Here is a 13,365-nt window from a genome sequence, read left to right as displayed (position 1 = left end):
CGGCCGCTGCCCCGGAACAGACCCGGCACCCCCGCAGCGCCGGCGCCGCCCCGAGCGTGCAGACGGCCGTTGCGCCGGGCGAGTACGGGCCGACGGTACCGGTGCGCCCGCCGATCGGAGGTGGCCCGGGGGGAGGTGGCCCGGCGCGTGCGGCCGAGCCCGGCCACCGCACTCGGGGACTGCTCGGCGAGCGCCGGATGGGGCTCGCTCTCGCCGCCACACCCGTGGCGGCGGCGCCCGCGGCCGGTACCGGCCCCGCACCGGCGTCCGCCGCGTCCGCCGCGCCCGTCGTCAAGGCCGCCTGGCGGCAGGACCCGCCCGACCCTCCCGCGCGCACCGACACCCGGCCGGGCGCGGAGCCGGCGGCGCCTGGGACTTGGCGGCGCCGTGTCACCGCCGCCCTACGGCTCCAACGGCGCGAAGCTGCCCGCCGACCCGACGCCCGGCACCCGGCGCCACCGGCGGAACTCGGCGCCGACGGTGGTGAGGTGAGGGCCCGGCAGTCCCGGGCCGCGCCCGCTGCCGCGCCCGCCTCGCCTCCGTCGACACCGGTCAGCCCGTCGGGCGCGGCGGCCCGGCGCTCGCAGTCTCCGGAGCGCGGCGCTGTCCCTTCGGGAACTCGTGCGGGAGCTCGTGCGGGGCGTCCGAGCGTGCAGCGCTCGGTGTCCGGCGGTTCGCGCCGGACCGAGGCGGATGCGCGGCCGGTGCCGCCGACCGGCTCTCGCCCCACCGAGCCGACTGCCCGGCCACCGCTGCCCGGACCCGCCCCCGGGCCCGCAGCGGTCCCTGCGCAGCGCGTGCGACGCGGGCGCCGGACCGCGCCGTCCGTCGCCACCCCGACAACTGCCATGCCCCTCAGCGCTACCGCGCCCGCGCGCGCCGCACGGGGTGGACCGGGACCGAGCGTGCCCCGGGTACGCCTCGCACCACCGCAAGGAGCGGCGGCAGTCCAGCGGCTGCCCGTCGGCGCCCGGTCCGCGCGGCCGTCCCCGGGGCAGCCGGCGAGCGACGGTACCTGGACGGCGCCCACCACGGCGGCTCCCCTCTCTCCGGCGCCGCTCTCGTGGTCGCGGCCGTCTGCCGCCACGGCGCGGGTACTGCAGCGGGTGGCCGAGGAAGAGGGGCTCTCCGGGGTGCCGTTGACCGCAGTGCCCGCGCAAGCGAGCACCGCCACGACTGCGAGCACCGCCACGACCAGCACCGCCACAACCGCGAGCACCGCCACAACCGCGAGCACCACAACGACGAGCACCGGCACCCAGACCGAGGCCCCCGCCGCCCCCGACCTCGACGAACTGGCCCGCAGCCTGGTCGAACCCGTCGGGCGGCTGCTGCGCACCGAACTGCGCAGGGGAAGGGAGCGCGCCGGACGGCCGTACGACGGCCGCCGCTGAGTGAGCGACGCAGCGGCAGTACAGGTACAGGCAGCGGTGGACCGGCGACGGAGGCAGCGATGACCGACAACACTTTCGCGACGAGCGTCTTCTTCAGGCTCACGATCGGCGGCAACGACCTGGGGCAGTTCTCGACCTGCTCGGGACTCGGCGCCCAGGTCGAGATCCAGCAGTACGCGGAGGGCGGGAACAACGGCTTCGCCTGGCAACTCCCGGGCCGCATCACCTGGTCGAACATCACGTTGACCCGCGCGGTCACCGCGGACACCACCAAGATCGCGCGCTGGCTGGACGAGATCATCCGCCGGGTGGAGCCCAAGAACGGTGAAATCGTCGTGCTGCGGCCTGACTTGAGCACCATCGTCAGCTGGCAGGTGCTCGGCATCGTGCCGGTGCGGTGGCAGGGCCCGTCGTTCGACCCCTCGAACTCCCAAGTCGCCCTGGAGACGCTGGAAATCGCCCACATGGGCCTGCGCCCGTCATGACCCACCGCCGCGCACGACCCGCCACCATGGCACACCCCACCCGACAGAGCCTCCAGGAAGGAGGTGAGGAATGTCCACGGCTGTCCCCAAGAGTGTCACCCGCGCCCAACTGACCATCATGGAGCCACCTTCGACGGTCGGCGCCGAGCCGGGCGGGGAGCTTGCCAAGCTGCCGCTCCAGTTCAACCCGGCAAGTCTCGTGCTGCGCAAGACCACGGAGTGGCGCCGCACCCCGTCCCGGATGGCCGGCCAGTCCGCGCTGCCCGAGTTCGTCGGCAGCGGACCGCGCTCGCTCAGCCTCGACGTGTTCCTCGACGCGACGGCGACCCATGACAACTCGGTGGAGCGGGCGGTGAAGCAGCTGATGACGGCGTGCGTCCCCACGCCCAGCAGCCTGGCGCGCAAGACCCCGGCGAGCCCGTGGATCCGGCTGGACTGGGGCTCCTCCACGACGACGTCGTTCAACGGGGTGCTGACCGCTCTCCAGGTCACCTACACGCTCTTCGACGTGGACGGCAAGCCGCTGCGGGCCACCTGCTCGCTCGCCATCCAGGAGGCCAGTGTCGATCCGCCGGGCCAGAACCCGACCTCAGGATCGCTGGAGGCGCGCAGCACCCACCGGGTGATCGCCGGTGACAGCCTGCCCATGCTCGCCTGGCGCGAGTACGGCGACGCGACGGTCTGGCGCACCATCGCCGAGGCCAACGGCATCGACGACCCCATGGCGTTGGCTCCCGGAACCGAGTTGATCGTGCCGAGAATTGACGAACAGTCAGAAAGGGGGCGGCCATGACGACTCCCGAGTCCCGAGGCGGCCGGGCGTTCGCCGCGGACCCCGTCGTCGAGGCGCCGGGCCCGCTGCCGCCGGTCTGGGTCTCGGAGTTGGTCTCCTGCGACGTCGAGCAGAGCGTCGGCCTGCCCGACACCGCCGTGCTGATGTACCGCGACCCGAACCACACCTTCCTCGCCGCCACCGGGATCACCATCGGCACCCGGTTGCGGGTCTCCGCCGTCACCGTGCAGGGGCACGCGCAGGTGCGGCTGTTCATCGGCGAGGTGGTCGCGCTGGAGCTGGAGGTGGACACCACGGGCTCGTTCACCGTGGTCCGGGCCTCGGCGGTGACCCATCGGCTGATGCGCGGGCGCCGGGTGAAGGCGTTCCACAACATGACGACCTCGGACATCGTCCGCAAGGTCGCCGCGGGCGCGAGGCTGCAGATCGGTCGCGTCGACCCGTTCCCCGTCGTGCACCAGCAGCTCTCGCAGGCCAACGTCTCGGACTGGGAGTTCCTCCAGTACCTGGCGCGGGAGAGCGGCGCGCTGGTGCGCCTGGACCAGGACGCGATGCTGGAGTTCGTCAAGCCCGAGCCGGCAGCCTCGGCCCCGGCCCCCAGCACCCCCGCGCCGCAGAACCCGATGGTGCTGGAGTACGGGCGCAACCTGCTGGAGCTGCGCGGTGTCCTGACGGGCGCCGCCGGGGCGGACACGGTCGAGGTGCGCGGCTGGAACGTCACCACCAGGACGGCGCTGGTCGCCACCGAACCGTCGGTGGCCAGTCAGACCGTGCGACCGGGGCTGAGTCCCTCGGCGGTGGCCGATGCCTTCAACCGCGGCACCCGGCTGACCGTCGCCGACACCCCGTACCGCACCCAGGCGGAGACCACCGCCGCCGCCCAGTCGATCGCCGCCGAGATCGCCGCCGGACTGGGCGAGTTGGAGGCGGTCGTGGAGGGCGACCCGCGGCTGCGAGCGGGCACACCCATCGCCCTGGGCAACGTCGGTGCCGCCTTCTCCGGCCGCTACACCGCCACCGCGGTGCGCCACCTCCTGGAGCCGTACCGCGGCTACCGGACCACGGTGGTGGTGAGTGCGGCGGCGGACCGCTCGCTGGCCGGGCTCGTCACCGGCGGCAACGCGCCGCCGCGCGGGCCGCGGATGCCGGGGCTGGCCGTCGCCGTGGTCACCGATGTGCGGGAACCGGAGAACGGGAAGCGCGGCTGGGTGCGGCTGAAGTTCCCGTGGCTGGACGACACTTATGTCTCCGACTGGGTGCGCACGGTGCAGTGGGGCGGGCAGGGCGGCGGCGGCGTGTTCAGCCCCGAGGTCAATGACGAGGTACTGGTGGGCTTCGAGCAGGGCTGCCTGGACAGCCCCTACGTGCTGGGCGGCCTCTACAACGGTGTCGACCAACCCTCGCCGCACGATGTGCCACTGATCGACGCGGCCGCCGGCAAGGTCAACCGCCGTTCGCTGGTCTCCCGTTCGGGGAACCGGCTGGAGCTGCTGGACGTGCCGGGCGGCCCGTCCGGCGTCCGGCTGGCCAGCGGCAACCGGAAGTTGGAGGTTCGGCTGGACGAGCGGGAGGGCGGTGAGATCGTGCTGACCGTCTTCGACGCCGACGGTGCGGCGGCGAGTTCGGTACGCCTCACCTCGTCCGGCATCACCATCGACGCCGGTACGGGAGAGGTGAAGTTGCAAGGGGGATCGGTGACCGTCCACGGCGAGACGGCGGTGACCGTCGAGAGCCCGGCGGCGGTCACCGTGGACGGCGGGGCGACGGCGGTGCTCAAGGCCGACCTCGTCCGGATCAACTGAACGACCGGAGTTCGAACCACCCGATTGGAGACCGCAGATGCCCCCCGCAGCCCGGACCGGCGATGCCACCGACCACGGCGGCGTGATCACCACCCCGCCGCCAGGCGCCGTCGCGGTGGAGACCGTGCTGATCGGTGGCCGGCCGGCCGCGGTCGCCGGCAGCCTGCACGCCTGCGTCCCCCACGTGGAACTCGGGCCCGCCAACCTCGTGCTGCCCAACCTCGGGGCGGCCGCCGGGGGAGAGGTCCTGATCGGCGGGTTGCCCGCGGCGCGGATGGGGGACGACACGGCCTGCGGCGCCACCATCTCGACCGGTGCGTTCAACGTGCTGATCGGAGGCTCTGTATGAGCGGCGGATTCATCGGCCGGGGCTGGGCCTTCCCGCTGCGGGTGAACGCCACCGGCGGCATCGGCATGGTCGACCGGGACCGGGAGATCGCGGAGGCCATCCGGCTCGTCCTCGGCACCGCGCCCGGAGAGCGGCCGATGCGCCCGGAGTTCGGCTGCGGCATCCACGAGTACGTCTTCGCGCCGGGCGACAACACCACCGCCGGCCGCATCGAGCGCGAGGTGCGCACCGCGCTGGAACGCTGGGAGCCCCGCATCGAGGTCGACGACGTGGTGATCGCCTTCGACACCGTGGACGCGGGCACCCTCTACATCGACGTGCACTACACGGTGCGGTCCACCAACGACCGCCGCAACCTCGTCTTCCCCTTCTACACGATCCCGGACTCCCCGGACGCCCCGCCGGCCTCGGACGGGGGCGCGAGCTGATGGCGCTGCCCTCCCCGAACCTGGACGACCGCCGGTTCCAGCAACTCGTCGACGAGGCGAAGCGGTACGTGCAGCAGCGCGCACCGGAGTGGACCGACCACAACGTGTCCGATCCGGGAGTCACCCTCATCGAGACCTTCGCGTACCTGGTGGACCAGCTGCTCTACCGGCTGAACCGGGTGCCGGAGAAGAACTACTCCGCCTTCCTCGACCTGCTGGGCATCCGGCTCTTCCCGCCGGCCGCGGCGCGGGCGGCGGTCGACTTCTGGCTGTCGGCTCCCCAGCCCGAGACCGTCGTCCTGCGGGCGGGCACCGAGGTCTCCACGCTGCGGACCGAGACCGAGGAGGCGGTGGTGTTCTCCACCGTCGAGGACCTCCCCGTCGTCCCCAGCTCGCTCGAACTCCTGGTCACGGTCTCCGTCTCGGGGGAGCAGACCGACCGCACGGCACGACTGGCCGACGGCGTGGACGTGCCGTGCTTCCAACCGCGGCCCGCGGTCGGGGACGCCATGCTGTTCGCGCTGCCGGCCGTCGTCCCGCGCTGCATCCTGGTCGTCCGGCTGGACAGCCGGGTGGAGGGCGTCGGCGTCGACCCGCGGCAGCCGCCCCTGGTGTGGGAGGTGTGGGACGGGGCGCGGTGGATCGCCTGCGAGACCGGCTCCGACACCACCGGTGGCCTCAACCGGCCGGGCGAGGTGGTGGTGTTCGTCCCCGCCGGGCACGTCGCCTCGGTGGTCGCCGGACGGCGGGCGGGCTGGCTGCGCTGTCGGACGACCGAGCCGGAACCGGGCCAGCCGTTCTACGCCGAGTCCCCCACGATCCGCCGGGCCGAGGTGTTCACGGTCGGCGCCAGCGCCACCGTCGTCCACGCGCAGACCGTGACCGACGCGCCGCTGGGCACCTCGGAAGGGATCGCGGGCCAACGCTTCCGCCTCGCGCGGCCGCCCGTCCTGCTCGACGGCGAGCCCCCCGTGGTCGAGGCCTCGGCGGGCGAGGGCTGGGAGCGGTGGACGGCCGTCGAGCACTTCGGGGACTCGGCACCGACCGACCGGCACGTGGTGATCGACGCGACCACGGGCGAGTTCGCCTTCCCGCCCGCGGTCCGGGAACCCGACGGGAGCCTGCGCGCCTTCGGCGCCGTGCCGCCCAAGGGCGCGCAACTGCGCGTGGCGCGGTACCGCACCGGCGGCGGGAGCGCGGGAAACGTCGCCCGCGGCACGATCTCGGTGCTGCGCAGCTCGGTCCCGTACCTGGCCAGGGTCGACAACCGCGAGGCGGCCAGGGGCGGGGTCGACGGCGAGACGGTGGAGAACGCCAAACTGCGCGCCCCCCAGCTGCTGCGCTTGCAGGAACGTGCCGTCACGGCCGAGGACTTCGAGCTGATCGCCCGGCAGGCCGCCCCCGCCGCCGCCCGGGTCGCGTGCGTGCCGGCCGTCGCCGGGGAAGCGGGCGCGGTGCGGGTGCTGGTGGTACCGGACGCGGTGGCGGACGAGGGCGACCGCCTGCGGTTCGAGCAACTGATCCCGGGTGAGCGGATGTTGGCCGCCATCGCGGCGGCCCTCGACGAACGGCGGCTGATCGGCACCCGGCTGGTCGTGCAGCCCCCCGACTACCAGGGCGTGACGGTGGTGGCCCGGCTCACCACCCGGTCCCCGGACGCCGAGCGGGTGCGGGAGGCGGCGCTGGCGGCGCTGTTCGGCTACCTCAACCCGCTGCGCGGCGGTCCCGACGGATCGGGCTGGCCGTTCGGCCGGGCGGTGCAGTACGGGGAGATGTTCGCCGTGCTCCAGCGGGTGGACGGCGTGGCGGCCGTCGAGGAGTTGCGCCTGTTCCCGGCGGACCCCGTCACCGGACGCCGGGGCGCGCCCGCCGAACGGGTCGACGTCGCACCGGACGCCCTCGTCTTCTCCCACCAGCACCAGGTCGCGGTCTCCCCGGGTGGTACGTCATGAGCAGGGCGGCTGTTCCGGGCCTGCCCAGCCCCCATCCGATCGGCGAGCTGCTGCCGGCGCTCTACGCCGACGACGACTTCGCCCAGCGGTTCACCGCCGGTCTGGACACCGTCCTCGCCCCGGTGTTCGCCACCCTCGACAACCTGCCCGCCTACTTCGAACCACGCCTGGCGCCGCCGGACTTCCTCGCCTGGCTGGCGTCCTGGGTCGCCGTGGAGTGGGACCCGGCCTGGCCCGAGGAGGTGCGCCGCAGCGTGGTCGAGCGCGCCCTGGAGCTGCACCGGCGGCGCGGAACCCGGCGGGGACTCGAGGACCGGCTGCGGCTGATCCTGGGGGTCGGTTCGCAGATCGTCGACGGCGGCGGCGTGGCCTGGTCCACGGCCGCGGACGCCGCCCTGCCGCCCGCGCCCTCCGGGGAGCTGCTGGTCCTGGTCTGGGCCGAGCGCACCGCACCGGTGGACATGGACCAGGTGCTGGCCGTCGTCAGGGCGTCCTGCCCGGTCCACCTCACCTGCCGGGTGCAGATCCTGCCCGGCCCACCCGGGAGAGCGGAGAGCTGACGGATGCGTGCATGCCCCGAGTGCGGAACGGTCAACGAGGACGGGGACGACTTCTGCGGCAACTGCGGTGCGTACCTCGGCTGGCAGGCGACGTCCACCGCAGGGGCGACCGCCGCCACCGAGGAGCGGGCCGCGCCTGCGGCTCCGCCGAGCGGCGCGCCGGCGGAGCCGCAGAACCCCGTGCCGGCCGCCGAGCCGCCGAGTCCGCCTGCCACCGAGGCGGCGCCCCCGCGCCCGCGTCGTGCACAACCCGAGCCCGAGGCCGGCCGAGAGGTGGAGGCCGATCGAACGTCTGCGCCCGACCCGGTGGCCGTGCAGCCTGCCAAGCCCATCGCGCAACGCCCCGTCGTACGGCAGTCCGTGGCCGACGACGCCCAGGACGGCCCCCCGTGCCCCCGGTGCGGCACGCCCAACCGGCCCGACCGGCGGTTCTGCCGGCGCTGCGCGGCACCGCTGACCGTCGTCGAACCCGTGGCGGCCCTGCCGTGGTGGCGCACCCGCTGGCCGTTCCGGCGCCGGGTGCGCATCGGTGGCACCGGCAACGCCATGCGCCGGATCATCGCGCTGCTCGTGGTGGTGGCACTGGTGGTCGCGGGGATCATCTGCTACCCGGCGCTCCGCAACGCCTACGAGGACGTGCTGGACAAGCTCCGCAGCGCCTCGGCGATCAGTCCCACGGCGGTCGCGGCGAGCGCCGCGGACCCCGGCCATCCCGCCTCCGCCGCCGACGACGGCCTCACGAACACCTACTGGGCAGCGCCGAAGCTCGGTGACTCGATCACCTTCACCTTCCGCGCCCCCTTCCGCCTGGTGGACCTGATCATCCACACCGGTGACTCCACCGATCCGCAGCAGTTCCAGCAGGAGGCCCGCGCCACGACCCTGGATCTGCAGATCACGGCGTCGGACGGAAAGGTGCACGAGCAGACCGTGTCCCTGAACGACAAGCCGGGCCCGCAGACGGTGCTGACCGGAGTCAGCGACGTGGTGCGAGTGACCCTCACCGTCCGCGCCGCGGCCGGCACGGGAGCCGGACGCGACATCGCCTTGGCCGAGGTGGAGTTCTTCAAGCGCGGTTGAGCGCCGGCACTCCGGCACCTCGAGCCGTGACGCGCTGACCCATGCGCTGCGCCGGCCTGACCGGTCAACTCGGTGCCGCACGCCTTGCGCGGGGCACCGCCATGCAGCGCGGACCACGGTATCCGGATGACCGGCCATATTTGGCCGGTCCATGGCATGGCCCGGTGACCAGGCCGAACACCAGGATGGGCAGCAGCAGCCACAACCGGCAGCAGGCAGCGCGGCGATGCCGACGCGGCAGCTGACGGAGCAACAGGCTGCGTTACCGAGACCGGAGATCGACCGGCCGACACGGTCGCCCGCTCCGCTCGGCCCACCCGTTCCGCCCAAGGGAGTCGACAAGCATGGCCGACATGTCCAACCCGAGCCCGAACGCCTTCGTCCGTCGCTGCAAGGCCGTCCTCGGCGCCGCCGCGCTGGCGCTCGCCGCCACGGCGGCCGCCGTGCCGACCGCCGCCCACGCCGCCGCGCCGCACCACTACTACATCGAGATCGGCGGCACCGGCTCGGCGGCGGACTCGCCCACCTGCACCACGAGCTACGGCTTCGCGAACCAGCATCTGAACGGCGGCATTCCGGTTCCGGTCTGTTACCCGGCCAGCGGCGGCCCGTTCATCGGGGGGCACAACGAGGTGCCGGCCCTGTTCGCGCCGAGCTTCGGCGACAGCGTGAACCAGGGCTACCAGAACACCATCACCACGCTGGAGAACACCTACCACGCCGACCCCACGGCGCGCTTCACGATCGTCGGCTACTCCCAGGGCGCCTGGGTCGGCGACCTGACGCTCCAGAAGATCGCGAACAACGGCACCGACGTCCCGCGCTCGCAGGTCGACGGGCTGCTCTACTCCGACCCGATGCAGCCCGGCACCGGCCTCTGGCACCTGCTCCCCGCGGGCGTTCCGCTGCCGCTGGTCGCGGTGTCCCCCGGCACCGGGCCGGTCGACTTCCCCGGCGTCCCGGTCCAGCGCTTCTGCATCCACACCGACGGCGTCTGCGACGCGACGTCGCTGGACTCGTTCAACGGCTTCCTCCAGCAGCACCCGCAGTACTGGAAGGACGGCAACATCATGACGCAGACCATCGGCAAGGACGGCGCCAACGGGATCGTCTGGTACCCGGCGACCGCCTGACCGAGACGGCCTGACCGAGACCGCCTGACCGAGACCGCCTGACCAGGGGGGAGCGGGGCCGTCCGGCCACCGCCGGGCGGCCCCGCCCACGGCACCAGCCGTCCAGTTCCACACCTCAACTCAACGCACTCGAACGTCGAACGTCGAACGTCGAACGTCGAACGTCGAACGTCGAACGTCGAATGCCGAACGTCGAATGGAGACAACCATGTCCGATTCACCGCTGCCGGGCCGCGAGTTCACCCGACGATCGCTGCTCAGGACCGGCACGGGGGTGGCCCTGGGCACCACCATCGCCGCGGGCTCCGGCCTGCTCCGTGCCACGCCGGCCGCCGCGACCAACGGCATCGGCCAGACCGGCGCGCCGCTCTGCCAGTTGCCCGGCGACTCGGCGAGCCAACACGGGCTGGGCAGTGGCGACCTGGGCATCCCGTACTACCGGGAGCACGACCGGAGCTGGGGCTACGTCTTCGGCGACTCGTTCAACGCCGGGAACACCTACCTCGGCTCCCCGGTGATGCTGAACCAGGCGAGCTTCGACAGCTCCGGCGCGGCACCGATCTCGTTCAGCTACGCCATGCCCAACGGCACCGCCGCGCAGTTGTTCAACTACGCGCACGGCGTCGACAACGGCTACGGCGTGGAGAGCACCCGGATCCCGAACGACTGCATCGAGTTCGGCGGCCGCACCTACCTCCAGTACACCTCGGTGGTGCACGGCATCGGCGGCGATCCGCTGCCGGCCGGCGACGACGGCTCGCTGATGTCGGGCGTGGCCTGGTCCGACGACTTCGGTGTGACCTGGACCGACTACCCGTGGCACTGGGACGGCCAGTACCGGGGAGTGAACCAGTCGATGTACGGGATGTGGTCCTTCGCCGGCATCGACCCCGACGGCTGGCTCTACATCTTCTCCAAGCGCTGGAACGGCAGCCACAAGAACACCGCGGACCAGGGCGCGATCCAGCTGTTCCGGATCAACCCGGACGAGTTCCGCGCCGGCAACTTCGGTGCCCAGCAGAACTGGATCTACGACGGCAGCAACTGGCGCTGGGCCACCGACGGGACCCCGCCGTCACTGCTGTTCGCGCCCGGAAACAACATCGGCGAGTTCTCCGTCAAGCGGATCAACGGCACGTACTGCATGAGCTACCTCGACGTGACGGACGGTTCGATCTGCACCCGCACCGCGCCCCGGCCCGATGCCGCCTGGTCCGCGCCGACCCCGCAGATCGTCGCCAACAACACCTGGCCGCCGAACCACTGGGGCCGCCCGCAGGTCGACAGCCCGTACGGCGGATACATCCACCCCGGCAGCGCGAGCGCCACCTCGCTGACCCTGATCGTCTCGCAGTGGACCCCGCAAGGCGCCTACCGGGTGCTCCAGTTCGACGGCATCAACCCGTAGGGAGGGGAGTCCTCGTGAAACCAAGGATCCTCACCAGCGCGCTGGTCGGCGTTCTGATGTTCCTGTCCGCCGGCCTCGCGGCGGCGAGTCCGGCAAGCGCGGCGGCGACCGCGGGCGCCGACAGGACGATCCACTACCAGGGCGCGACGTTCAGGGTTCCGGCGTCCTGGCCGGTGGTCGACCTGGACCGGGCGCCGAACACCTGCGTGCGGTTCGACCGGCACGCCGTCTACCTGGGCCGCTCCGGGGCCCGGCAGGACTGCCCGGCCCACCTGATGGGACGAACGGAGGCGATCCTGGTCCAGCCGGCCGGCCACGGCGCCGCCCCGGCGGCCCAGGAGAACACCTCGGCCCGCGAAATCACCGTCAGCACGGCGGAGTTGACCGTCACCGCGAGCTACGGCACCGACCGGGCGACGGTGCAGGCGGTCCTGGACAGCGCCGGGCTGCCGAGGGTTCGTCGGACGCAGCCGAGGAGCGCCACCCCGGCCGCCCCCGCGGTGGCCGCCGCGGTCAGTGCGAGCACGACCTCCTACACCGGCAAGGGCTTCGACCTGTGCCAGGCGCCGGACTCGTCCACCATGGGCACCTGGAAGGCCTCCTCGCCCTACGGCGCGATCGGCATCTACCTCGGCGGCGTCAACCGCACCTGCGACCAGCCGAACCTGACCTCCGGCTGGGTCGCCCAACAAGCCTCGATCGGCTGGCACTTCATCCCGCTGTACGTCGGCTACCAGGCCCCGGGCGCCTGTCAGAACACCTGCACCGCGATCCCGTCGCCGTCCCAGGGCACCGCCGACGCCGACGACGCGATCGCGCAGCTCTCGGCACTCGGCTTCCCGGCCGGCTCCCCGGTCTACATGGACATCGAGCCGTACTCCCCGGCCTCGTACTCGAGCCTGGTGATGGGCTACCTGTCCGCCTGGACCACGCAGTTGCACGCCCGGGGCTACCTGTCGGGCGTCTACGGCAACGGCAGCGGCGTGATCTCCGACCTCGTCGCCAACTACGGTTCCGCCACCATGCCGGACCTCATCGACTTCGCCATCTGGCCGGGCAGTGGCAGTACCAGCACCTCGGACCCGACGATCCCGGACAACGAGTGGGCGAACCACCAGCGGATCCACCAGTACGCCGGTGACATCACCGAGACCTACGGCGGCATCTCGCTCGGCATCGACTCCGACTACCTCGATGTCCAGCAGGCAGGCCCGGGCAGCGGCTGGGACGACTTCGGCGACGGCCGCCAGAACCCCGCGATCGGTCGGGAGGCCAACGGCGCGATGATCGCCTTTGCCGTCTCACCCGACCAGCAGGGGCTGTACTACCGCGAGCAGTCGGCCCCGAACGGCGGCTGGGGCACCTGGCAGCAACTCGGCGGTGCGGTCGGCGGCTTGCCGGTCGTCGGCAGGGACCCCGACGGACGCTTGGAACTGTTCGTCCTCGGCCCCGGCAAGAGCAGCATCCAGCACATCTGGCAGACGGCGCCGGGCGGTGGCTGGAGCAGTTGGGACCCCAACTTCGGCGGTCCGGCCGCCGGCCTGACGGTTGGTCAGAATGCCGATGGCCGACTGGAGGTGTTCGCTCTCGCCCCTGGTGGCGCGAACATCTCGCACATCTGGCAGAACGCGCCGAATGGTGGTTGGAGTAGTTGGGACGCCACCTTCGGTGGCCCGGCCGGCGGCACGCCCGTGGTGGGCCATGAGGCGGACGGCCGGATGGCTGTCTTCGTCCTGGGGCCCAACGGAAACTCGATCGCGGTCCGTGAGCAGGTCGCGCCGTCGGCCGGCTGGGGCGCCTGGAACGGCTCCTTCGGCGGTCCGGCTGGTGGTCTGACGGTCAGTCAGAACACGGATGGCCGACTGGAGGTGTTCGCTCTTGCCCCCGGTGGCGCGAACATCTCGCACATCTGGCAGAACGCGCCGAATGGTGGTTGGAGTAGTTGGGACGCCACCTTCGGTGGCCCGGCCGGCGGCACGCC

12 protein-coding genes are annotated in these 13,365 nt (G+C 72.7%); all 12 read left to right on the top strand.

Going from position 1 to position 13,365, the window contains the following annotated elements:
• Positions 1 to 1,106: 1,106 nt before the first annotated feature.
• Positions 1,107 to 1,394 (top strand): hypothetical protein, encoded by a 288-nt coding sequence (locus ABH937_RS34890; protein ID WP_280693462.1) that lies wholly within the window; start codon positions 1,107 to 1,109, stop codon positions 1,392 to 1,394.
• Between the two features lie 59 nt (positions 1,395 to 1,453).
• Positions 1,454 to 1,879 (top strand): phage tail protein, encoded by a 426-nt coding sequence (locus ABH937_RS34885; protein ID WP_280693463.1) that lies wholly within the window; start codon positions 1,454 to 1,456, stop codon positions 1,877 to 1,879.
• A gap of 70 nt (positions 1,880 to 1,949) precedes the next feature.
• Positions 1,950 to 2,672, top strand: a complete 723-nt coding sequence (locus ABH937_RS34880; RefSeq protein WP_280693464.1) for a LysM peptidoglycan-binding domain-containing protein — start codon at positions 1,950 to 1,952, stop codon at positions 2,670 to 2,672.
• Positions 2,669 to 4,474, top strand: coding sequence for a VgrG-related protein (locus ABH937_RS34875; RefSeq protein ID WP_280693465.1), 1,806 nt, complete (start codon positions 2,669 to 2,671; stop codon positions 4,472 to 4,474). Before ABH937_RS34880 ends, ABH937_RS34875 begins: the two co-directional genes overlap by 4 nt.
• A gap of 37 nt (positions 4,475 to 4,511) precedes the next feature.
• On the top strand, positions 4,512 to 4,823 hold the full coding sequence (locus ABH937_RS34870) for a PAAR domain-containing protein (RefSeq protein WP_280693466.1): 312 nt from the start codon (positions 4,512 to 4,514) through the stop codon (positions 4,821 to 4,823).
• Positions 4,820 to 5,251, top strand: coding sequence for a GPW/gp25 family protein (locus ABH937_RS34865; protein WP_280693467.1), 432 nt, complete (start codon positions 4,820 to 4,822; stop codon positions 5,249 to 5,251). The genes ABH937_RS34870 and ABH937_RS34865 overlap by 4 nt, the downstream gene beginning before the upstream one ends.
• Positions 5,251 to 7,203: a putative baseplate assembly protein gene (locus ABH937_RS34860; RefSeq protein ID WP_280693468.1), complete on the top strand. Its 1,953-nt coding sequence runs from the start codon at positions 5,251 to 5,253 to the stop codon at positions 7,201 to 7,203. The genes ABH937_RS34865 and ABH937_RS34860 overlap by 1 nt, the downstream gene beginning before the upstream one ends.
• Positions 7,200 to 7,763 carry a phage tail protein I gene (locus tag ABH937_RS34855; RefSeq protein WP_280693469.1) on the top strand — a complete coding sequence of 188 codons (564 nt, stop codon included), beginning with the start codon at positions 7,200 to 7,202 and terminating at the stop codon, positions 7,761 to 7,763. Before ABH937_RS34860 ends, ABH937_RS34855 begins: the two co-directional genes overlap by 4 nt.
• A gap of 3 nt (positions 7,764 to 7,766) precedes the next feature.
• Positions 7,767 to 8,843 (top strand): zinc-ribbon domain-containing protein, encoded by a 1,077-nt coding sequence (locus ABH937_RS34850; protein ID WP_280693470.1) that lies wholly within the window; start codon positions 7,767 to 7,769, stop codon positions 8,841 to 8,843.
• A gap of 344 nt (positions 8,844 to 9,187) precedes the next feature.
• Positions 9,188 to 9,976 carry a PE-PPE domain-containing protein gene (locus ABH937_RS34845; RefSeq protein WP_370220577.1) on the top strand — a complete coding sequence of 263 codons (789 nt, stop codon included), beginning with the start codon at positions 9,188 to 9,190 and terminating at the stop codon, positions 9,974 to 9,976.
• A gap of 208 nt (positions 9,977 to 10,184) precedes the next feature.
• Entirely contained in the window at positions 10,185 to 11,384 is a 1,200-nt protein-coding gene (locus ABH937_RS34840; protein WP_370220576.1) for a DUF4185 domain-containing protein, read from the top strand.
• Between the two features lie 14 nt (positions 11,385 to 11,398).
• The coding region (locus ABH937_RS34835; protein WP_370220575.1) for a glycoside hydrolase domain-containing protein at positions 11,399 to 13,365 on the top strand (1,967 nt) is incomplete at its 3' end.

Source organism: Kitasatospora sp. GAS1066B, from assembly GCF_041262605.1.
GTDB lineage: Bacteria > Actinomycetota > Actinomycetes > Streptomycetales > Streptomycetaceae > Kitasatospora.
This window is presented reverse-complemented; position numbering and strand designations above follow the sequence as displayed.

Excerpts from the sequence above, each read along its gene's own strand:
- ABH937_RS34875 (WP_280693465.1), top strand. The coding sequence starts at position 2,669 with ATGACGACTCCCGAGTCCCGAGGCGGCCGGGCGTTCGCCGCGGACCCC.
- ABH937_RS34880 (WP_280693464.1), top strand. The coding sequence starts at position 1,950 with ATGTCCACGGCTGTCCCCAAGAGTGTCACCCGCGCCCAACTGACCATC.
- ABH937_RS34845 (WP_370220577.1), top strand. The coding sequence starts at position 9,188 with ATGGCCGACATGTCCAACCCGAGCCCGAACGCCTTCGTCCGTCGCTGC.
- ABH937_RS34885 (WP_280693463.1), top strand. The coding sequence starts at position 1,454 with ATGACCGACAACACTTTCGCGACGAGCGTCTTCTTCAGGCTCACGATC.
- ABH937_RS34850 (WP_280693470.1), top strand. The coding sequence starts at position 7,767 with ATGCGTGCATGCCCCGAGTGCGGAACGGTCAACGAGGACGGGGACGAC.
- ABH937_RS34865 (WP_280693467.1), top strand. The coding sequence starts at position 4,820 with ATGAGCGGCGGATTCATCGGCCGGGGCTGGGCCTTCCCGCTGCGGGTG.
- ABH937_RS34840 (WP_370220576.1), top strand. The coding sequence starts at position 10,185 with ATGTCCGATTCACCGCTGCCGGGCCGCGAGTTCACCCGACGATCGCTG.
- ABH937_RS34855 (WP_280693469.1), top strand. The coding sequence starts at position 7,200 with ATGAGCAGGGCGGCTGTTCCGGGCCTGCCCAGCCCCCATCCGATCGGC.
- ABH937_RS34870 (WP_280693466.1), top strand. The coding sequence starts at position 4,512 with ATGCCCCCCGCAGCCCGGACCGGCGATGCCACCGACCACGGCGGCGTG.
- ABH937_RS34860 (WP_280693468.1), top strand. The coding sequence starts at position 5,251 with ATGGCGCTGCCCTCCCCGAACCTGGACGACCGCCGGTTCCAGCAACTC.